Raw genomic sequence first — 21,737 nt, 5'->3', positions numbered from 1 at the left:
AATATCAACAAATCAAAAACATCTATTCGGAGTTGTGTGCGCACACTTTCCAAATGGATGCTTTTTTACGTAATTTAAATTGTATTAGCTTTTTTAGTTTTAGCACTAACTAAGTAATAAAGAATAGCAGTAATAATCATGGCGGGGAAAGTGGCACCGACTGTTTGAACGATGAAGTCTAACTTATTCAATCCTAAGTAACTCAAGACTCCAATTGCCCAAGTGATGATAGCAATCAAGTTGACACCTTTTGTGTACCAATACTTGCCATTTGGCTTAGCAAATTCACTAACTTGATAATCTTTTTTCTTAATAAAGAAGAAATCAATCAGGAAGATAGCAATTTCTGGTCCTAAGAACATTCCGATACCGTCTAGGAAAGTTTCGAAGGTAGTTAAAAAACTGGCTACATAAACGGGAATAAAGGTCATAACGGTAGCAACTAGAGTAACAATCCACAAGGCTGGTGTTAATTTGAGTTTGTGGAAGATGTTGGTCATAGCTGAACCGGCTGCCATTAAATTAACTGCATTAGCTGTAGTACTAGTGATGACGATAACTAACATAGCTAAGATTCCTAGGCCTAATTTGGCAGCAATTGTACTAGGATCGGCGTTGTTAGGATCGAATTTGTTGATAGTGATGGCTGTGGCGATAGTTGCAATTAAACCGATAAAGGCAAACCAGAACAAACCGACATTGGCACCGAAGAATGAAGCAGTTGTGGCAGCGTGTTTGTCTTTTGTGAAGCGGCTAAAATCGGCAGCGGCTGTGACCCAAGCTAGGTTGAAGGCTGCTAAGATATCAACGATTTTTCCACTAGGTAGTTGGAATTTGGCGGCTGGTTGCCATTTGACGATTTCGTGGAAAGGGACGGTTTTTAGAACGACGATTGATTCCCAGGTTACTAGGATGATAACTAAAATGATTCCAAAACGTTCGATCCATTTTACTGATTTTTCCCCAACTGAAATACTGATTAGATGTAGAATGGACATGACGACAATTCCAATGATGATGCTGAATTGATTGTGGAAAGCTGAATTGTCCCAGCCCAAGATGTCTTTTAAGATGAAACTAATGGAAGTAGCAGCGATAAAAGTATTCAACCGATGAATTGAACGACATTGACTAAGGATGGCAAGATGGAACCTTTGACGCCAAATGATGGTCTAGTCAAAGTCATGGCTGGCAATCCCGTTTTGTACCCCATGTAAGATGCTAAAGCTAATAAAACATAGGATAGAGAACCAACGATTACTAATAAAGTTGATGCTTTGATTAATCCGACAGCAGCGATAACGCCACCGATATACCAAGTTCCGTTGTTGGCATTAGCTCCGATCCAAGTGGCAAATAAGTCCCATTTGGACATAGCCCGTTGATCTGGTGTTGTTGCTTGAATATGTTCTTTCATATTAGTTTACCCCCATAATCAGAGCAGTAAAAAAGGGGACTGCACCTGAGCAGTTCCCTCAATAATTGACTATTTACCGCTCTCTTATCAGCCTCACTGGACTGTTTTAAAAAGATATTTATATTGTTGTCAGTGTAGTTTATGTACTTGGCAATGTCAACTAATAAATTGTATACTATATCAAAAATTCAAAGGAGTGTATCTCGATGTTATTACAACAAGTCAGAATCCAAAATCAATCCGCCCAAGATATCAGAATTGAAGATGGTAAGTTTACTGAAATTGCCGACCATTTGACTCCAAAAGATGGTGAAGAAGTAATCGCTGGTCACGAAAAATTAGTTTTGCCACCATTCATTGATCCTCACGTTCACTTAGATTCAACTTTGACAGCTGGTCAACCAGAATGGAATGAAAATGGAACGTTGTTCGATGGAATTCGTATTTGGACTGAACGTAAGAAGTCATTAACTTATCAAGATGTTAAGAAACGGGCTATTTTGGCTTTGAAGATGCAAGCTAGTCACGGAATCCAATTCGTTCGTTCTCACGTTGATGTAACCGATCCTAGTCTAAAAGCTCTTAAGGCTTTGATTGATGTTCGTGAAAGTGTCAAAGACTGGATGACTTTGCAATTAGTTGCCTTTCCACAAGAAGGAATCCTCTCTTATCCAAACGGTAAAGAATTGATGCAAAAAGCAGTTGATTTGGGCGTTGATGCAGTCGGAGCCATTCCACATTATGAATTTAATCGTGAATACTCAGTAGAATCATTGCGCTTTGCTTTTGATTTGGCACAAAAAAATGACTTGTTGTTCGATGCACATACTGATGAAATCGATGATCCTAGTTCTAGAAGTTTAGAGACTCTTGCAACTTTGGCATATGAAAGTGGCATGGGTCAACGTGTTACAGCTTCACATACGACCGCTATGGGATCATATAACGATGCTTACATGTATAAGTTGATGCGTTTGTTGAAGATGTCAAATATGAACTTCATCTCTAATCCCTTGGTAAATATGTACTTAGGTGGACGTTTCGATACTTATCCTAAGCGCCGTGGTTTGACTCGTGTGAAAGAATTGACTGAAGAAGGAATCAATGTTGCCTTTGGCGAAGACGACATCAAAGATCCTTGGTATCCAATGGGTAACGGCAATATGTTCGATGTTTTGGCTGAAGGATTGCACGCTACGCAAATGATGGGACACCAACAAATTATGGATTCGTACAAGTTCATTACTTTGAACAGCGCTCGTGCTTTGCAAGTTGAGGACCAATACGGAATTGAAGTCGGCAAGCCAGCTAACTTCGTTTTGTTGGATGCTCACAACTTCTATGATGCCATTAACAAACGAGCTGCAGTCTTGTTGTCAGTTCACAATGGAAAAGTTATCGGTAAGACTAAACCTGCTGAAACGGAATTATATATTTAATAAATTAGGGGGCAGCCAATTGGTTGTCCTTTTTTTTGTAAGGATGGAATTATGATATTAGAAAGACCCAATGTTATTAATTTGCGTAAGTTACAAGCACAATTAGGTGGTTTGAAAAATCGACCTGATATTGATCAACTATCAAAAATGATTAAGATGTTTCAACTTTATCAAGCTGGGCAAAAAGAAATCAGTACTAAACTAGAGAATCTTGATTCAGAGTTTCAAGTTAATTATGATTACAACCCAATTCATCACATGGAATCTCGTATGAAGGATGTTCAAAGTCTATTGCAAAAGGCTGAGCGTAAGGGATATGAATTGACGGTCGAAAGTATTGAAAAAAATATTTACGATATTGCAGGAATTCGAGTAATTACTAATTATGTTGACGATATTTATAAGATTGAAAAAATGTTGACCAAGCAGTCCGATGTAACGCTATTACGTCGTAAAGATTACGTCAAGCATCCGAAAGTTAGTGGTTATCGTAGTTTACACATCGTCGTGAAAGTGCCAGTTTTCCAAGCTGAAGGGCCAATTGATGTGCCAGTCGAAATTCAAATTAGAACCGTTGGTATGGACATGTGGGCTAGCTTGGAACATAAGTTGCGTTATAAGACAAATGTCGATAAAAAATTAGTTGACCAATATGGCGACCAATTACAAGGATACGCAGATGAGTTAGAGAAAATTGAACGTGGAATGCAAGATATACATCAGAATTTAATCTAAAAAAGGGCCTTAGTTCACTGATAGTAGCGAATTAAGGTCCTTTTTACACAGCCTGCTCGGGTGCATTATTCAATAGCCAATTTTCTTTGGTCAGTTCGTAAGCCATGACGGTTCTGACTTCTCCAGTATGTGGTGAAGGAAAGGTGCCAATGGAACCTAAATCAGTCATGCCCATTTTTTCCATTACTCGACCAGATCTAGGATTAAGACTGGCATAGTGAGCTTCTACTCGTTCGAAGTTTAAATCTTCGAATCCATAAGCCATCATAATATTACCAACTTCAGCAACGAATCCTTTGCCCCAAGCACTTTGAGCTAGAGCATAAGTTAGCAAGGCACTGTAACCTTCTGGATGGAATTCGTAAAAACCAATCAATTGGTGGGTATCTTTAGTTTCGATACCAAAAGTATAGATTGACCCTAAAAAGTGAGAGTTAAAAAGTTCAGCGAAATTATTCTCGGCTTGAACATTGCGATACCTAGTGTATCTAACTACCAAAGGATCATACAAGATAGCTTGTAAGTCGTTAAAGTCCTCAATTTGAATCGGACGAATAAGTAATCTCTCTGTTGTAATTTGACGCATCTTTTTTTCTCCAAATCCTCAATTAGAATTAGAATATAAACTATTATTTAGTGTCTGTAAACTATTTTATTTCAAAAAAATCATTGACTTTATAATTCATTGTTTTAGGCGTTTGAAACGCTGTTATGAGAGAAGTTTGAACTTTTAAATCATTGACAGATGTATAAACATATTATAAAATTACGGCGTTAAGTAGGTGCATTTTTAAATTTCAAATACTGAGGAGTTCTAATTAATGAGGGAATGGCAAAAAGAAACTGTGTATCAGATCTATCCGCGCAGTTTTCAAGACTCTAATGGGGATGGTATCGGTGATATCAACGGTATTATTTCTCGATTAGATTATTTACAGAAGCTTGGAATTGGTTTGATTTGGTTGACTCCAATGTATCGTTCACCAGGCAACGATAATGGTTACGATATTGCAGATTACTATCAAATTGATCCAGTTTTTGGAACAATGGAAGATTTTGAGAATTTACTGAATGAAGCTCATAAGCGTAATATCAAAATTATCATGGATATGGTCTTGAATCACACTTCAAATGAGAATCATTGGTTCCAGGAAGCTTTGAAGTCAAAAGATAATCCGTATCATGATTTTTATATTTGGAAAGATCCAGTTGATGGACATGAACCTAATAACTGGGTTTCAAAATTCAGTGGTAGTGCATGGAAGTATGTGCCAGAACTAGACCAATATTATTTGCATTTGTATGATGTGACGATGCCTGATTTAAATTGGCGTAACGAAAAATTGCGTAATAAGATTTTTAAGATGTTAAAATATTGGGCTGCTAAAGGAATTGACGGTTTCCGTTTGGATGTGATCAATAATATTTCTAAAGCTAAAGACATGCCTGATGACACTTTTGCTACACCTCTAGACGACGGACGTAACTTCTATACCAATGGTCCGCATGTTCATGAATATATCCACGAAATGTATGAAGAAGTTTTTGGACCTCATAATTTTGTAACCGTTGGGGAATTATCTTCAACGCCAATTTCAGAAGCAATTAAATATACCAATCCTAAACGTCAAGAGCTCTCAATGGCTTTTACATTCCACCATGTCAAAGTTGACTACACAAATGGCAATAAGTGGACACTCGGACAATACAAATTGTCTGATTTAACGAGAATTTTGAGTGAATGGCAAGTGAAAATGAATGCTCATGGCGGCTGGAACGCTTTGTTCTGGAATAACCACGATCAACCACGAGCAATTTCAAGATTTACCAATGATACGAAATATCGTGACCAATCAGCAAAACTATTAGCGATGGTCGAATTTGGTTTGCAAGGAACACCTTATATTTATCAAGGCGACGAAATCGCAATGAAGAACGCCTATTTCACTGACATTAAGCAATACAACGACCACGAATCGATTAATGCTTACAATGAATTGATTGACAATGGCGTTGATAAGAATAAGGCCATTAAAATCTTGCAACAGAAATCGCGTGAAAATGCTCGTTTGCCAATGCAATGGAATTCACAGCCAAATTACGGTTTTACAACTGGTCAACCATGGTTAAAACCACTGCACCATGATGATTATTCAGTTGAAAAAGTTTTGAAAATGAAAAATAACGTCTTTGATTTTTATCGAGCTTTGATTTTTTTGCGTAAACACAAGCAAATTCTCATAAATGGACAATATAAATTATTAAATTCGCAAGATAATAGCGTTTATAGCTATGAAAGAATTAATAATAAGGGTAAAATTTTAGTAATGGCTAATTTCACTGATCAAGTACAGGAAAGAAAGATTGCTACTGGTTTTGATTTGTTGCTCGGTAATTATGAGGGGATCGAGTTGAACAATGAAACAGTAACTTTACGACCATATGAATCAGTCATGTTGGAAAAATAATTAATTATGATTCTTTTTAAACCTTAGTTAGCGTAATATTCCGTCCTCCATAGCAAAGAAAATTTGGCTGGAACAATGTGGGCACGACTTGGAGCCTTTGCTAAGACCAAAACCGGGCAAAGTCTTCAAGCTCGACCTTTCACTAGGCAATAAATTGCCAAGAGAAATTTCACATTTGAGCCAATTTTCTTTGCTATTCCGGACTAGATAGTGTCTTTGTTTTTGATGTTCTTAATCAAGTGAAATAAGCAATAAGAGACGTTATCTAGTCGGTAGTGACAGCTTTGTGGATGCTCAGTACTGAAATTTCACTTAGCGATTTATCGCTTATGTGAAAGGCCAATCTTGGAGATGATTCCCGGTTTTGGAATTAGCTTCAAGTTGTGCCCAGTACGTTCCAGCGTCCACAAAGCCGAACGGACGACGACATACGATTATTAACCTAATTAAAAAAAGCTCGATTAGAGAGGGTATTTCAAATTTTGTACTACCGAAATTGAGGAGAAAAAAATGCCAAAGAACTTATATTCAGATATTTATCATATATTAAAAGGTGAAATTGATAGCAATGTTTACCCACCTAAGACAATTTTGCCTGGGGAAGAAGACTTGTCACAACGTTTCAGTGTAACTAGAAATACGATTAGAAGAGCGTTGAAAAAACTTCAATCTGATGGCTTAGTTTATACGGTCAAAGGACGTGGAGTAGTAGTTTTGGAACCAATCGTGGATAATCGAGTGATTTTCTCAGCCGCTAATCACTATGGATTCCAAGACTTGATGAGTTTTCCACAGAATAAGTTCATTAAAAAGTTGGATACTAAAGTTTTAGAATTTAAGACTATTGAAATTGATGATCAATTGTCGAAACATACTTCTTTTTCAATTGGCGACATGGCTTATTATATTGAACGTCTTCGTTTGGTTAACGGAAAAGCTATGGCAATTGATACGAGTTACTTTAGACAAGAAAATATGCCTAATTTAACGATTGAAAATGCTCAAGACTCGATTTATCAATATATTCGCGATGAAAAATTATTTAAAATTGCGGCAGCCCGTTCAGTTGCTACGGTTGAAACAGTTACTCAAAAGGAAGCAGACGTTCTAGCACTCAAAGAGGCCAATTGTGTTGGTGCTTTGAAGAAATACGTTTATACTGACTTGGGTAATTTGTTTGAATGTACTGAAACTAAATATGTTCCAGATCATTTCTCATTAGTAGGATTTGAATCTTATTAGCAATAAAAAAAGTCGACCAGTTGTGGTCGGCTTTTTTTAGAATTTAATAATTTGATTGAAAATAAAGTTGTCAGGGATAAAATGCGATTCAGTATATTCGAATTGCTTACCATCATCGTTAAATGCAAAGCTGACCATGTTACCAACACAATTGTTGATTCCAAGATTTAGATGTTCATAGTCGACTTGTTCAGCGTGTTCAATTCTTAATTGACGTTTGACGACAGCAATTTTCATCTTCATGTCATCTTTGATGTAAGAATAGATGGAATCCTTGGCAATTTCTGCAGTGATGCCGGGAACAATCTGAGCATTAAAGTAGTTTAAGTCTAGGACAGCATTTTTATTGTTGATCCGGCGTACACGTTTGATTGCATACACGGGAATACCTACAGCAAAGGAAGTTTTATGACTGAGTTTTTCATCAACGATTATTTGTTGGAAATCAGCGATAATCGTTGCTCGTTTGAGATCCTCTGCCTTATTGAGATCCTCTGCCTTATTGAGATTTTGTAAACTGTTAATATCACGAAGACTCAAGTTGATTTCTTGAGTTTTTGGTGTCTGTTCTAAGACGACGACGCCTTTTCCTTTAACACTGTACACCAATCCTTCATCAGAAAGTTGTTTGATTGCTTCGCGGATAGCATAACGGCTAGCATTGAATTCCGCAATTAATGATTCTTCAGTAGGTAAACGCATTTTAATATTATATTTTCCATTGATTACACGTTGTTTAAGTTCTTGATAGATATCTTTATTAGTAGTCTCAGCCATTTGTAACGCTCCAATACAATTGATCAATATATACTATTAATAATATATTATATTGAAAATGATTTAAATACGATATTGCAATAAATAATACATTTATGCATAATGCTATATTCCAATATTTAATACTAATAAAAATTACGGGAATAATTAAATCATTCTTTTCCTGATTAATTGCTCCTTGATATAATTTGCGACAATTTCGCCACCATCATGCGAGAAATGAACGTGATCGCCACAGTCGAATTCTGGTTTTAGATGATTGTCTTCACCGACTAGAGTGGATAAATCGATAATGTGTGGCATTTTTAATAGTTCACGGTTGATAGCTAAGCGTAATTGTTCTTTTTTTCATTCCATCCTGGGACGCCATCGTTCATATTTCCATAGGCAGGCGTTATCGTCATCGGAACAAAAGTTGCATCGTGCTTTTTGCACTTGGCTTTTAGAAGATGAATTGCAGTAATAACCGCTTGAGAGGTGGGCAATTCACTGATAGGAGTGCCAGTACCGGGATGCAGTAGATCATTGATACCCTCCATAAAGATGACGATATTGGGTTGGAAGTTAGCCAGCATATGATCAAAGCGAGTAAAGCCAGCCTCACCAAAACTAGTAGACCACTGGGAAGTGCTGTTTCCTTGATGTAAGAGGCGATTGCCGGATATCCCAAAATTACCAGTCATAATATGAAAATTTTGTTCCAAGTCTTTTGAGAGTGGGGCTGAAAAATTCCCTTGATTAGTTAAAGAATCACCGAAGAAGGCTATTTTTTCGTAAGTTTGTTCAGTTTGGACTTGAATAGCCGATATTCCAAAAAAGTATTTGGGCATTTGAGGATGATTGATCTTAGTCTTGACCAAATCGTTAGAGATAGTTAAACCAACCGAATGGATTTCAACCTTAGGCGAGGTGATATCGACGGACAAGAATGTATTAGAAGGTAAGTCGATATCGATCCAGTCTGACCATTGAAGCAATCGAGGTTCAATTTGGAAACTACTTTTATTGTCTAAAGTCACTGAAACCTTGTGGGATGCTTGATCGTAAATTTCCATATGGGAAATTACTAGTGGCGTTTCGTCATAAAGATTGTTTAATTGAAATCGAATTTTTTTGGTTGCCAAAGGTTGGAAGATTTTTAAATGTTGAAATTGAGCTTGGTTGACTGCTTTTAAGTTGTCATAGTTGGTAAAATTATGCTTCCAAGTCGTCGTGATGATCATTTTTATGCCTTCTTTAAGTGTTTAATTATTCTCTACTTGTATGATAGCATGTTTAAACAGTTTAAACTCATAAAAAAAGCAAAAAAATAATAAATTTTATGCAAAAAAAATCCATAGAATCTGATTAGAGATCCTATGGGAAATAAGAAAATAATTATTGGGTTACGCTAGGTTTAGCACTCAAAGTCCATGTAATTACGGCGTTTCTTTTTTTAGATGATTGTTCAGTACCGTTATTAGTACCGCCAACGTGTAATTTTGCTGAATCAGGCGTGTTGAATTTGGCACTGACGATACCAGCATTGTAACTACCTTTTTCAAGATTCATGACAGTAGCAGGAGCATCTTGTTTAGTACTGTCGATTGTTGCGGCTTGTGTTGATAAGTCTGTTGAATTGTTAGAAACATTTTGTTGATCACCGTTCAATAATGGAATAGCGCTCAAATATAGAATGGCATCTAAGTCGGCAGATATATCAGTATCAATTGTTTTGAGGGGTCCCATTGAAGCTGTCAAAGTAAAGCCGGGCATGTCGCTAGTCATATTACGTGAATCGATAACTTCTAAAAGACCATCGTCATTGCCATCGATACCAGCAGTAGTTCCATTAGTAAAACCAGTTGTATCGGTAGTGTTACTCTTTAATTTACCAGTTGAGTTAGCCATTAAGGAACCAAAATTGAAGTTCGGTACCGCTTCCAAGGTTAAAATTCCAGAAAGAACTGTGACGCTAACGTTTGATGAAGCAGTAGTTCCATCACCAGTTGTATCATCAGAAGAAGTAACAGTATCTGATTCCGCTACTGGGGTTGATCCTGAATCTGATCCAGGTAAGGCATTGTAAGTGGATTTTGTGTCATTCTGAACTTGAATAGCAGTTGCTGCTTGAGCTGTAGTTAAAGGAGACAGAGATAGACTAAGGCTGATCAGTAGCAATAAACGAACGACATTTTTAAACCATTTCATCATTTGTCCCCCTAACTTCTTATTTAGGTTTCAATACGCACCTATACCATGTCTAAAGTTTAGCAAAATAAATCATACGGTTTGTATCGTAATTCATAAATGTTTTTTATCTAAACTGAAACAAGATTAATTTTTCCGCACTATTATTTATTTAGCTGATATTTTGGAAATATTTTTACCGAGACAAATAAATTGCCTTCAAACAAATTATTTGATAGTGTTTGTTTTTACTGATAAGTTTGAGATGAAGAAAGAAATCACTAGTAATGACTTCCTAACAAACATAAAAAAAGAGGTTAGGTAAGATATGGCTCGTAAAGCTAAAATTGAACGTGAAAAAAGATTACAAGAGACGGTTGCTCATTACGCTAGTTTGCGTAAACAATTGAAAGCAGCTCATGACTATCAAGGATTGAGTGAATTACCAAGAGATGCATCGCCAGTTAGAATGCATTCTCGTGATCAATATGATGGTCGTCCACACGCATATTTGAGAAAATTCGGTATGTCTAGATTGACTTTCCGTAAGTTGGCTCATGAAGGAAAGATTCCTGGTGTGAGAAAGGCTAGCTGGTAATAGTAGTTTTTGTATAAAATAGTTTAAGAATAGAGATCTCATTGGAATGACAATACATTCCGATGAGGTCTTTTTTTTTAGAAATATTTGGCATAGTAGTTCATTAATTTAATTATTAAAGATATTGATAGGAAATAACTGCTTAATAATATCGTTAATAAGAAAGCGTTTTATCTTACAAAAATGTCACATGGGACTAACACTTTGGTCATTGTATCAAGCATTTATTTACTTTTGAAAACCTACGGATAATAATAAAAAACGGTCGTTGAAGGGACTCGTCTCAAGGTACCTCTATAAGTAAAGTGGTCAAAAGTTAGAACTACAGAGCGTATATTTTGAAAAGCAATTATTAATAAATTATAATTAATTTGTTTAAATAGAAGTGGAGAAAACCCGCAACGAAATAGGAAATAATCAAAAAAGACAAATAATTTTTACAAAAGTAGCCAACTATAAACAATTATTTTTTTATTATAATGTTTATACAGGTGATATAGAAATAACAATATTCAATTATTTTGATTCATTTTTTGGTTTGACACCATTTATTTTGAATGGTTATATAGTTTCCGCATGAGCGAAGTCTTTTATCGAGGTGTTATTTATGAAAAATAACTTTCTAGATTTTTTGAAGAAACCAATCACAATGTTCGTTATAAAAACAATTGTATTTTTCGCAATTTTCATTGTGCTTTTATACATTTATGGATACAACGGCGTCGGCAGTGCCAAGTTTATTTATAACGAGTTTTAGTGAGAAGAAGGGAAAATCATATGAACAAGATTATTGAGAAAATCACAACTACCGCATTGCAAAACCCCGAAAAGATTTGCTACCAAAATGGTGAAGAGACACATACTTATCAAGAACTACTACAAAAATCAGATCAAGTTGCTAGCTTTTTGCAAGACAAATTCTTGCCTGCCAAAAGTCCTTTGATAATTTTTGGAGGACAACAATTTGAAATGCTAGTTTTGTTCTTAGGTTCAATCAAGGCTGGTCATCCTTATATACCAGTTGATGACGCTTCTGACCCATCACGAGTTATTCAAATTAACGGGGTGGCGAAACCAAGCCTAATTTTAAATTGGAGTAACATTACAGACTTCGGTGTGGAAACTCCTCAAGTTACAAAAGCTGAATTACAACAAGTTTTATCATCTGACAATAATATTTACGACAGCAACAAGAGCGTTGGATTAGACGACGACTTCTATATCATCTTTACTTCTGGTACAACGGGAACTCCTAAGGGTGTGCAAATAAGTACGAATAACATCTTGGACTTTTCGCAATGGGCTGAAAAAGAATTTGATTATTCCGACCAAATGAAGATGTTGTTGCAAGCACCTTTCTCATTTGACCTTTCAGTCTTTGATATTTATCCGGGATTGATGAGCGGCGTAACTTTGGATGTTGTTGATAAAGATACGACGAAGAATTTTGGTAAATTACAACAAGCTATTTTAAAAGCTGACTTCAATACTTGGGTTTCAACACCATCGTTCTTTGAAATGTGTTTGTTATTCAGAGGCTTTGATGAAGAACATCTACCTCAACTGAATAAGTTTATGTTCTGTGGTGAAGAATTAACTCACGCTACTGCTCAAAAATTATTGAAGAAGTTTCCAAGTGCCAAGGTCTATAACACTTATGGTCCAACCGAAAATACCGTAGCCATTACTTCAATTTTGATTGATCAAGCGGCGTTGGACAAATATGATCGCTTACCAATCGGTTATTTGAAATCAAATATGGAGCATAAAGTTGTTGGTAGCGTTGATCTTAAAACCGGCATGATGACAGGTGAGCTGTTAGTCAGTGGACCAGATGTTTCCAAGGGATACTTGAATAATCCAGTTCAAACAGAGAAGGCTTTTGAAAATATCGATGGTAAGATTTTCTACCACACTGGAGATATGGTCAGTGAAGCGAGTGATGGATTGTTGTATTATCACGGTCGAACGGATTTTCAAATTAAAATGCACGGTTACCGAATAGAGCTAGAAGAGGTTGATTCACTTTTGGGTAATCTCAAGCAAGTTAAACAGTCTTGCACTGTACCGCTTTATAACAACAAGAAACAAGTTAGCAAGATGATTGCCTGCATCGTCTTGGAAGATGAATATGGCAATCATGATACGAATGATTTAACAGATACGATTAAAAGTTCACTTAAAGAAACAACGATGGAGTACATGATTCCTAATGTTCTCAAGTTCGTTAAACAGTTGCCAATTAGTAAAAACGGAAAAATTGATAGAAAGACTTTGATAGGCGAGATTAATGAATAACATTACTCCTTATAGCAGTCCACATTACTTTATCTATTTACTATTACTATTATTGCCAATCATGATTGGACTGTGGTTTGGCAAACGACTTCATGTTTATGATTTCTTCGCAACTGTTGTAATTCTTTGGATCACGTTCTTTGGTGGAAACATGTCGCAGGGAATTTCACTGATCTTTTACATTCTCTACGAAATGTTATTAGTATTTATTTACTTGTCGTATCGTAAAAAGCACAATAATTTCTGGATCTTTACTACGTTTGTTGTATTAGCGATTGTGCCGCTGGTCTTCGTCAAACTGGATCCACTGTTGAAAAATGCCACGATTTCCTTATTTGGCTTCATGGGAATCAGTTATTTAACCTTCAAAGCGGTTGAAATTATCATGGAGATCCGTGATGGAGCAATTAAGAATATTAAACCTTACGAGTTCGTTCGGTTCTTGCTATTCTTCCCAACCATTTCCTCAGGACCAATTGATCGTTTCAGACGTTTTCAAAAGGATGTTTTAAAAGTTCCTAGTCGTGATGAGTACGTCGAATTGTTGCACAGTGGTGTTAATAAATTGATGCAAGGTTTGGCTTATAAATTCATCATCGGTTACTTCTTTGGAACTTTATTATTACCAAAGATTCAAATTTTAACTTTGTCTTATCGTGGTGAAACACCATTAGGAATTTCCTGGGCTTTGGTGGCTTATATGTACGTTTATAGTATGTATTTGTTCTTTGATTTCGCTGGATATTCACTATTTGCCGTTTCAATCAGTAATTTCATGGGTATCAAGACACCAATGAACTTCAAGGCACCATTTAAGTCCAAGAACATCAAGGATTTCTGGAATAGATGGCATATTACCTTGTCATTCTGGTTCCGTGATTTCATCTACATGCGTTTGATGTTTACAATGATCAAACACAAGTGGATCAAGAATCGTGTCAATATCGCTAACTTCGGTTACTTGACTTTGTTCTTGATCATGGGATTCTGGCATGGTGAGACTTGGTATTACATCGTTTATGGTTTGTTCCACGCCGGAGCAATGATCACTAACGATGCTTGGTTGAGATTTAAGAAGAGACATCGTAAGAGTATTCCAAGCAACAAGTTTACGCATGCGTTCGCCGTTTTCTTGACTTTCAATGTTGTATGTTTCAGTTTTATGATTTTTTCAGGTATTTTAGATAAATTATGGTTTTAGTTAGGAGAGCTTATTATGGATGAAATTAAAAACAAAATTGTGGATATTTTAAAAGATGTTACAGGTTTGGATGACGCAGGCTCAGATGCCGATCAAGATCTATTTAAAGATGGTGTTCTAGATTCAATGGCAACTGTAGAAGTTCTAGTTACATTACAAGATACCTTTGGTATCCAAGTACCAGTTTCAGAATTCGACCGTTCTCAATGGTCAACCGTAAATAAAATTGCTCAACGTGTACAAGAATTGGAATAGAGTAGATACTAATGAAAAAAAAGTTATGGATGATTTTTGGACCTGTTATAGTTGCTATTGTTGCATTGTTGATTCTTCTATTTGCACCAATTAATTTTAAAACTGTTACTCCTAAAAAGATCGACCAAGCGGCCACTTCGTTGGATGTGCGAGTTTTAAAGGGTGAAAGTGTTAAGAATGCTGCCGAAAAAGAAAACTACATTCCTATTATTGGTTCATCGGAACTTTCTAGAATGGATCCGTTCCACCCATCTTCCATGGCGCAAAAATATCATTGGAAGAACAAACCATTCTTGCAAGGAAATCCTGGTACGGCTTCATTGACTCAAGCTTTCAATGTCGGTGGGATGTCTAATTTAAAAGGTAATAAAGCAGTCTTTATTATCTCGCCACAATGGTTTACTAAGACCGGTGTTCCTTCCGACGCTTTCAAATACTTCTTATCACCATTGCAATTGACCGGATTTATTTTAAATTCAGATCATGGTGATAAAGCGATGAACAAATACATTGCTAATCGAGTACTTGATCTGGGTGTTAGCAAAGGTCCGATTGAAGATGGCGCCTTAGAACGTATTTCCAAGGGTCAACAGATTACTAATTTTCAACGGATGTACATTAAACGAGTCTCCCGTGCAAGTTTGCAGAGTCAGGATAACCTCTTTGGAGCACTTTCGATGAATGATCATCAAAATATGATCAACAAAGCAGCTAGTCAATTGCCAGATACTTATGATTACAAGCATTTAAACAAACTAGCTACTAAGTTGGCAAAGAAACATTCAACTGATAATGATTTGCAAATTGGTAATTCTTTTTACAAGAAAGAATTAAAAAAGAGAATCGTTAAGTATAAGAATGCGCACAGACATGTAACTTATACGCGTTCCCCAGAATATAATGATTTTCAAGCATTGCTATATATGTTTGCTCAAAATAAGACTGAAGTAATGTTCGTCATTCAACCAATCAATCCTTACTGGGTTAAATATACTGGCATGCCAATGAGTTCCATTACTAATTTTGATAAAAAGATCAAATATCAATTGAAGTCCCAAGGTTTCAATAATATCGTAGATTTATCAAACGTTAAGAATCCTAACTACATCGCCGAAGATACGATTCACATGGGTTGGCGTGGCTGGTTAATGTTAGATAAGGACCTCAAAGGTTACTATCAAACTAAGAAAGCTAACCCCGAGAATACACAGTATCACATGAATAGTTACTTCTTAACTAATAAATGGGCTAGTGATAATCAATTTTAAGAATCGAAGAAGCCTCTCTGAATGGTCAGAGAGGCTTTTTTTGTGTATAAATGTTATTATCAACACTAAACATTAAGTTAACTTTAGGTCAATGAAAAATTAAGGAGATCATTATGCAAGAAATAGAAACTACTTATTCAATTGGTGAAGTGGCTGAAAAATTCGGTTTATCAGTTCCCACACTACGCTACTATGACAAAGAAGGCTTGATTCCTAATTTAAATAAGAACGCTGCTGGAGTACGTCGCTTTACCGAAGAGAATTTAGGCACGTTACAAATAGTTGAGTGTGTGAAAAATGCTGGGATGCCAATAAAAGAAATCAAACAATTTATCAAATGGACAACTGAAGGCGATGATTCGTTGCAAGAGCGTTTTGATATGTTCTTACAGTTACGTTTGTCAGTTCAAGAACAAATGCGCCAACTACAAGAAACGCTGGATGTCATCAATTTTAAATGTGAATACTATGGTAAGGCAACCAATGATGGTACAGAAAAGTACGTTAAGGAAGAAATGCATTTGGATAAGCCTTAGCTTTGATATAGATAAATAATTGTCTATATATAATATTATTATATTTACTTTATATCCAAACTAATATATCATGTGGCTAGATAGATTAGTTTGGTATTTTTTTATACTTATATGTGAAAAAATTAACATGCAAGGAGAGCATTATGGATCAAAATAAGACGAGTAGAGAAATCCTCTTACGAATGGTTAAATCATTCACAGAAAATGAAGTAGCACCATTTGATATGGAAATTGATCACACTAGATCATATGTAAATGACTTGTTGAACAAAATAAAGAAAACAGATTTGCTAAGTACAATGTTACCTAAAGAATACGGTGGGGCAGGATTTGATGGTTCAACTACTGCTGAGATGATCAATGAGATTGCTCGTGGCAATGCTAGTTTGGCAGTCACTTTGGAAGGTCACTTCAAGTCGATTGATCAAATCGTTAAGTTTGGTAACCAGGCTCTAAAAGATGAGTATTTACCTCAAGCAAAATCACGAATTATTGCTTTTTCAATGACTGAACCTAGTGGTGGCTCTAATCCTTTAGGAATTAACTCACATGCAGAACACGTTGGTGACAAGTGGATTATTAATGGCGACAAGATCATGATTACGAATGGTGGACTAGCAGAAATCTATTGTGTTCTTGTCAAAACTGCACCGGAAGAATTGTCTTTCTTCGTTGTCGATAAAGATATGGAAGGCTTTGAATTTGGTAAGCAAGAGAACTTCTTAGGTTTGACGGGTGTTCCAGTTGGCGAAATCGTCATGAACAACATCGAAGTTGATGAGAATCACTTGTTAGGTAAAGTCGGTATGGGTAAAGAAATCGGTGACAGTGCTCACAATGATGCGCGAGTTTTGATGGGAGCTGTTTTGACCGGCATCATGGAACACGAGTTAGATATAGTAACAGATTACGCAACGCATAGAAAAGCTATTGATACACCAATCATTCAAATGCAAGGTATTCAAAGAAAAGTTGCTGATATTGCCATTGCCAAAGAGACTACTAAACTGCTTTACCAAAAAGCTGCTTGGTTAAAAGACAATCGTCAAGATTACGAAGAGGAGGCTGCCATGGCTAAAGCATATGGAAGTCGAAGCGCCGTTAAATCCGGTGCTGATGCCTTACAGATTTTGGGTGGCTATGGTTATAGTTTGGATTATCCGGTTGAACATTTGATCAGGGATGCCAGAGCGATGGAATTAGCAGAAGGTACAGTTGAAAAGATGCGGACAGAGATTGCTTTGATTGAAGCAAAGAATAGAGCCTAGGAGGAAGTTATGAAAATAGTTGTTGGTATTAAACAAGTTCCTGAAACGACAAACGTCAAAATTAATGAAAAAACTAAAAATATTGATCGACGTGGCCTAGGTGGTGTTATCAATTCTTATGATTTGCACGCCCTACAAGCAGCTTTAATGATTAGAGATAAAGTTGGCGGAGAAGTTATTACTTTGTCCATGGGCCCAGATGATTTTGCTGTTTCCTTGCAAGAAACATTGGCTCTTGGTGCTGATAAAGCCGTTCTTTTGTCGGATCGTGCTTTCGCTGGTGCGGATACTCTAGCAACTGCATATGTACTAGGTGAAGCTATCAAAAAAATTGGTGGGGTTGACTTAGTGTTGGTAGGACAACAGTCAGTTGATGCTGACACTGGTCAAGTAGGCCCAATCATCGCTGAAATGCTTGGCGTTCCTCAAGTTACTTATGCTGATAAGATTGAGGCCTTTGAAGATCATTTGGTAATTGATCGTAAATTGGAAAATGTCGAGCAAACCATCACTGCTAAATTACCGATTCTCCTAACAGCCACTGACAAAGCTAATAGTCCCAAATATACTAATGTCGTTGAAATTGCTAAGAGTTTTGACAAACCTATCATTACTTGGCATGCTAGTGATTTGAATTTGGACGAACAACGAGTTGGACAAGCTGGTTCTCCGACAATTGTTCGTTCAATTTCAGAGCCTAAAAAAGTTGCTAAGAAAAATCATCGTTTGTCTGATGACCCAGTTACAGCTGCTCGTGAACTAGTTGATATTTTGAAGCAGAAGAATATTTTGACGGAGGACAAATAGATGACAGTTATAAAAGAAAATTGGATTTTTGCAGAAAATGATTTAAATGAAATCAATCCGGTTACTTTTCAATTAATTACTAAGATGAATCAAATTAGTCATGATCCAGTAGTAGTCGTTCTGATAGAAAAAGCTGTTGCCAATTTGGAAGAAGTCTTGAGTGCCTACGGTCCAGACAAGATTATTACTATTAAAGATGATGCTTTGGCTTCAGGGGATGATTTAGAAATTACGGATGCTTTAGCTGATTTGATTAAGCAAAAAGGCACTCCTAATACTTTGATCTTCCCAGCTACAGTTGCCGGTCGTTCGATTGCTCCAAGATTGCAAGCACGTTTACAAACGGGTTTAACTGCTGATTGTTTGGATTTGCACTTTGAAGACGATTTATTGGTACAAACGAAACCTTCATATGGTGACAATATTATGTGTGAGATTACGATTCCAGATTGTCGTCCCCAGATGGTCACAGCACGTCCCAATATTTTCAGTGCCGAAAAGAAAATTAATCCTAATTTGCAAATGGAAACTATTTCCAACATATTATGGAAGAAAGACGACCAATTACAAATAAAAAGTCGTGTTTTACCTGTTCAAAAAGCTAAGGATATTAAGCAAGCAAAACGCGTCGTTGCAATCGGTCGTGGTAGTAAAACATCTAAGGATATCGACGTTGCCAAAAACTTATCTAAGAAGTTAAATGCAAGTCTTGGTGTAACTCGTCCATTGACTGATTTGGATGAATTTACAATTACTGACCAAATTGGCCAAAGTGGTCAAACCATCGCCCCTGATTTGTTGATCAATTTGGGAATTTCTGGAGCGGTTCAATACACTTCTGGAATATCAAATGCCAAGGTCGTTGTTTCGATTAATACGGATAAAAACGCACAAATTTTTAAGCATTCAGATTATTTTTTTGTGGGGAATGCTCAAGAATTCGCTAAGTCGCTTGAAGCTATACTATAACTACAATACGTCTCCTATTCCAATTCGCGAATAGGAGATTTTTTTTGGAATAAACTGCTTACAATAAAAGTAATAATTTGCATAAGCAAAATATATTTGTTAGGGTTATAAGGGTCGTTGTTATTTCTCTATTGTTAAATAACAGCTTTTTTATTTCTAAATATTGAGCATAAAAGTAAGTTTAATCAATTCCAAGAATGGGGGATTTAATGAGTACTAATAAAAGTACAAAAGTAGAAGTCAAAAACCTAACAAAAATCTTTGGTAAGAGAATCGCCAAAGCCAAAGAGTTAAGCAGACAAGGAAAAGATAAATCAGAAATTCTCAAAGAAACAGGTGCCACAGTCGGTGTAGACCGTGCGGATTTCAAAATTTATGATGGTGAAATTTTCGTTATCATGGGTCTATCTGGTAGTGGTAAGTCAACATTGGTAAGAATGATCAATCGTCTTATCGAGCCTACAGAGGGTGAAGTTTTGATTGATGGCGAAAATCTAATGAAGATGGATAAGAAGAAGCTTCGTGATGTTCGTCGTAAGAAAATGAGTATGGTTTTCCAAAACTTTGGTTTGTTACCTAACAGAACAATTTTGGAAAATGCCGAATATGGTTTGGAAATTCAAGGAGTAGATAAAGATACTCGTGAAAAGAAAGCCAATGAAGCACTAGAAACAGTCGGTATTACAGGTTACAACAATGAGTATCCTGATCAACTATCAGGTGGTATGCAACAACGTGTTGGTTTAGCTCGTGCATTAGCCAACGACCCCGAAATACTATTGATGGATGAGGCCTTTTCAGCCTTGGATCCTTTGAACAGAACCGACATGCAAGATCAACTTTTGGATATCCAAGATAGATTGCACAAGACTATTATCTTCATCAGTCACGATTTGAATGAAGCTTTGAAGATCGGTGACCGTATTATGATCATGAAGGATGCTCGTGTTATTCAAACTGGTACACCGGAAGATATTTTGACTCACCCAGCTAATGAATATGTTGAAAACTTCATTGAAAACGTTGATAGAAGTAAAGTTCTTACTGCTGGTAACGTTATGATCCGTCCAATGACTATCAACATTGAAAAAGCTGGTCCACGTTTGACCTTGAAGATGATGAAAGCTAACGAAGTTTCAACAGCTTATATCGTCAACAACGAACGTAAATTGATTGGTGTCGTTGATGCCAATGACGTGATTAAATTAGTTCGTGAGAAGAAAGGGGATATTACACCTATTATTCAAACCAAAGTTCCTACAACAGAAGAAGATACTCCAATCTCAGACTTGATGGATGATATCTCACAAACAGGTATTCCATTTGCCGTTGTTAACGACAAGAAACAATTGAAAGGAATCATTGTTCGTGGTGCCGTACTTGGTGCCCTTGCAGGAAACGAGGTGAGCGATTTTGAATAGTCTTTTACTATTAGGTAGTATTCCAAAACTTCCATTAGCTAACTGGATCGATGGTTTTGTCGATTGGCTAGTTCAATTCACCGGCTTCTTCAATGCCGTTACTAATTTCATCGGCTCAATCAACAATGCTTTCCAATGGGTCTTCGATGCTTTGCCAATTTGGTTGTTCATCGTTTTGATCTTGGCACTAACTTATTACGTTAACCGTGATAAACAAAACTGGGGCTTATTAATATTTGAGTTCCTAGGCTTATTACTAATTTGGAATTTGCACTATTGGCGCGATATGACACAAACTTTGACGTTAGTTTTAACATCTAGTTTGATTGCGTTAGTAATTGGTATTCCACTTGGTATTTTAATGGCTAAGAGTCACATTGCTGAAATCATCTTGAAACCAATCCTTGATTTCATGCAGACAATGCCAGCCTTCGTTTACTTGATTCCAGCTGTTGCCTTGTTCGGTATCGGTATGGTTCCAGGTATCGTAGCTTCAGTTATTTTCGCTATGCCACCAACAGTTAGAATGACTAACATGGGTATTCGTGAGGTTCCTGATGAACTGATCGAAGCCGCTGATTCATTCGGTTCAACAGAATGGCAAAAATTGTTCAAGGTTGAATTACCAATTGCCAAGACTAGTTTGATGGCCGGTGTTAACCAAAGTATGATGCTTTCACTTTCAATGGTTGTTATCGCATCTATGATCGGTGCTATGGGACTTGGTACAGAAGTTTACTTCGCCGTTGGTAGAAATGATGCTGGTAATGGTTTCGCTGCTGGTTTAGCAATCGTTATCTTAGCAATTATTTTGGATAGATTGACTCAATCACTAACAAGAACACGCAGAAAAAACTAGGAGGGATTTT

General features: G+C 36.5%; 21 protein-coding genes and 1 pseudogene. 16 read left to right on the top strand and 6 right to left on the bottom strand.

Annotated elements, in window-relative coordinates; translation table 11 throughout:
• Positions 1-74: 74 nt before the first annotated feature.
• Positions 75-1,417 (bottom strand): annotated as a pseudogene (locus LF20184_RS11045) (cytosine permease).
• 206 nt (positions 1,418-1,623) lie between these two features.
• Here LF20184_RS11045 and codA point away from each other — a divergent pair.
• Both codA and LF20184_RS11035 read left to right on the top strand, forming a co-directional pair.
• A complete protein-coding gene (gene codA / locus LF20184_RS11040; RefSeq protein WP_010018374.1) occupies positions 1,624-2,856 on the top strand; it encodes a cytosine deaminase in 1,233 nt (410 codons plus the stop codon).
• Positions 2,857-2,907: 51 nt separating this feature from the next.
• A complete protein-coding gene (locus tag LF20184_RS11035) occupies positions 2,908-3,591 on the top strand; it encodes a GTP pyrophosphokinase (RefSeq protein WP_029606438.1) in 684 nt (227 codons plus the stop codon).
• A 43-nt stretch (positions 3,592-3,634) separates the two neighbouring features.
• Here the strand turns inward: LF20184_RS11035 and LF20184_RS11030 are convergent, their stop codons facing one another.
• Positions 3,635-4,177: a GNAT family N-acetyltransferase gene (locus tag LF20184_RS11030; protein WP_010018376.1), complete on the bottom strand. Its 543-nt coding sequence runs from the start codon at positions 4,175-4,177 to the stop codon at positions 3,635-3,637.
• A gap of 235 nt (positions 4,178-4,412) precedes the next feature.
• Here LF20184_RS11030 and LF20184_RS11025 point away from each other — a divergent pair, with 235 nt between their 5' ends.
• Together LF20184_RS11025 and LF20184_RS11020 are read left to right on the top strand one after the other, a co-directional pair.
• Positions 4,413-6,059 carry an alpha,alpha-phosphotrehalase gene (locus LF20184_RS11025; protein WP_010018377.1) on the top strand — a complete coding sequence of 549 codons (1,647 nt, stop codon included), beginning with the start codon at positions 4,413-4,415 and terminating at the stop codon, positions 6,057-6,059.
• A 510-nt stretch (positions 6,060-6,569) separates the two neighbouring features.
• Positions 6,570-7,301 (top strand): GntR family transcriptional regulator, encoded by a 732-nt coding sequence (locus LF20184_RS11020; RefSeq protein ID WP_010018378.1) that lies wholly within the window; start codon positions 6,570-6,572, stop codon positions 7,299-7,301.
• A gap of 36 nt (positions 7,302-7,337) precedes the next feature.
• On the opposite strand, the gene LF20184_RS11015 is transcribed toward LF20184_RS11020, so the two are convergent.
• From LF20184_RS11015 to LF20184_RS11005, 4 genes are all read right to left on the bottom strand, one after another.
• Positions 7,338-8,078: a GntR family transcriptional regulator gene (locus LF20184_RS11015; RefSeq protein WP_010018379.1), complete on the bottom strand. Its 741-nt coding sequence runs from the start codon at positions 8,076-8,078 to the stop codon at positions 7,338-7,340.
• Positions 8,079-8,225: 147 nt separating this feature from the next.
• Complete coding sequence (locus LF20184_RS12790; protein WP_010018380.1) at positions 8,226-8,381, bottom strand: hypothetical protein; 156 nt, start codon at positions 8,379-8,381, stop codon at positions 8,226-8,228.
• A 23-nt stretch (positions 8,382-8,404) separates the two neighbouring features.
• On the bottom strand, positions 8,405-9,301 hold the full coding sequence (locus LF20184_RS11010) for a GDSL-type esterase/lipase family protein (RefSeq protein WP_010018382.1): 897 nt from the start codon (positions 9,299-9,301) through the stop codon (positions 8,405-8,407).
• Between the two features lie 154 nt (positions 9,302-9,455).
• The gene (locus tag LF20184_RS11005; protein WP_010018384.1) at positions 9,456-10,268 is read right to left on the bottom strand and encodes a WxL domain-containing protein; all 813 of its coding nucleotides are present in this window, start codon (positions 10,266-10,268) and stop codon (positions 9,456-9,458) included.
• 307 nt (positions 10,269-10,575) lie between these two features.
• On the opposite strand from LF20184_RS11005, the gene rpsN reads away from it, so the two are divergent.
• The 12 genes from rpsN to LF20184_RS10945 all read left to right on the top strand — a co-directional run bounded on the left by rpsN (position 10,576) and on the right by LF20184_RS10945 (position 21,727).
• Complete coding sequence (rpsN, locus tag LF20184_RS11000) at positions 10,576-10,845, top strand: 30S ribosomal protein S14 (RefSeq protein ID WP_010018385.1); 270 nt, start codon at positions 10,576-10,578, stop codon at positions 10,843-10,845.
• 607 nt (positions 10,846-11,452) lie between these two features.
• Positions 11,453-11,602, top strand: a complete 150-nt coding sequence (locus tag LF20184_RS10995; RefSeq protein ID WP_010018386.1) for a teichoic acid D-Ala incorporation-associated protein DltX — start codon at positions 11,453-11,455, stop codon at positions 11,600-11,602.
• Positions 11,603-11,622: 20 nt separating this feature from the next.
• Complete coding sequence (dltA, locus tag LF20184_RS10990) at positions 11,623-13,143, top strand: D-alanine--poly(phosphoribitol) ligase subunit DltA (protein ID WP_010018387.1); 1,521 nt, start codon at positions 11,623-11,625, stop codon at positions 13,141-13,143.
• Complete coding sequence (gene dltB / locus LF20184_RS10985; protein WP_010018388.1) at positions 13,136-14,344, top strand: D-alanyl-lipoteichoic acid biosynthesis protein DltB; 1,209 nt, start codon at positions 13,136-13,138, stop codon at positions 14,342-14,344. The genes dltA and dltB overlap by 8 nt, the downstream gene beginning before the upstream one ends.
• A gap of 15 nt (positions 14,345-14,359) precedes the next feature.
• Positions 14,360-14,599 carry a D-alanine--poly(phosphoribitol) ligase subunit DltC gene (gene dltC, locus LF20184_RS10980; RefSeq protein WP_010018389.1) on the top strand — a complete coding sequence of 80 codons (240 nt, stop codon included), beginning with the start codon at positions 14,360-14,362 and terminating at the stop codon, positions 14,597-14,599.
• A gap of 11 nt (positions 14,600-14,610) precedes the next feature.
• Positions 14,611-15,867, top strand: a complete 1,257-nt coding sequence (gene dltD / locus LF20184_RS10975; protein WP_010018390.1) for a D-alanyl-lipoteichoic acid biosynthesis protein DltD — start codon at positions 14,611-14,613, stop codon at positions 15,865-15,867.
• 122 nt (positions 15,868-15,989) lie between these two features.
• Positions 15,990-16,403, top strand: a complete 414-nt coding sequence (locus LF20184_RS10970) for a MerR family transcriptional regulator (RefSeq protein ID WP_148223953.1) — start codon at positions 15,990-15,992, stop codon at positions 16,401-16,403.
• A 143-nt stretch (positions 16,404-16,546) separates the two neighbouring features.
• Complete coding sequence (locus LF20184_RS10965; RefSeq protein WP_010018392.1) at positions 16,547-17,671, top strand: acyl-CoA dehydrogenase family protein; 1,125 nt, start codon at positions 16,547-16,549, stop codon at positions 17,669-17,671.
• 9 nt (positions 17,672-17,680) lie between these two features.
• Positions 17,681-18,478, top strand: a complete 798-nt coding sequence (locus tag LF20184_RS10960; protein WP_010018394.1) for an electron transfer flavoprotein subunit beta/FixA family protein — start codon at positions 17,681-17,683, stop codon at positions 18,476-18,478.
• Complete coding sequence (locus LF20184_RS10955) at positions 18,479-19,447, top strand: electron transfer flavoprotein subunit alpha/FixB family protein (RefSeq protein WP_010018395.1); 969 nt, start codon at positions 18,479-18,481, stop codon at positions 19,445-19,447. It begins immediately after the preceding gene.
• Between the two features lie 209 nt (positions 19,448-19,656).
• Entirely contained in the window at positions 19,657-20,868 is a 1,212-nt protein-coding gene (locus tag LF20184_RS10950) for a quaternary amine ABC transporter ATP-binding protein (protein WP_010018397.1), read from the top strand.
• Complete coding sequence (locus tag LF20184_RS10945) at positions 20,861-21,727, top strand: ABC transporter permease (RefSeq protein ID WP_010018398.1); 867 nt, start codon at positions 20,861-20,863, stop codon at positions 21,725-21,727. Before LF20184_RS10950 ends, LF20184_RS10945 begins: the two co-directional genes overlap by 8 nt.
• The last annotated feature ends 10 nt before the right edge of the window (positions 21,728-21,737 follow it).

The organism is Companilactobacillus farciminis KCTC 3681 = DSM 20184, assembly GCF_002706745.1.
In the GTDB taxonomy this organism is placed as follows: domain Bacteria; phylum Bacillota; class Bacilli; order Lactobacillales; family Lactobacillaceae; genus Companilactobacillus; species Companilactobacillus farciminis.
The sequence above is the reverse complement of the archived record's forward strand: the minus strand, read 5'-3'. Positions and strand labels throughout refer to the sequence as shown.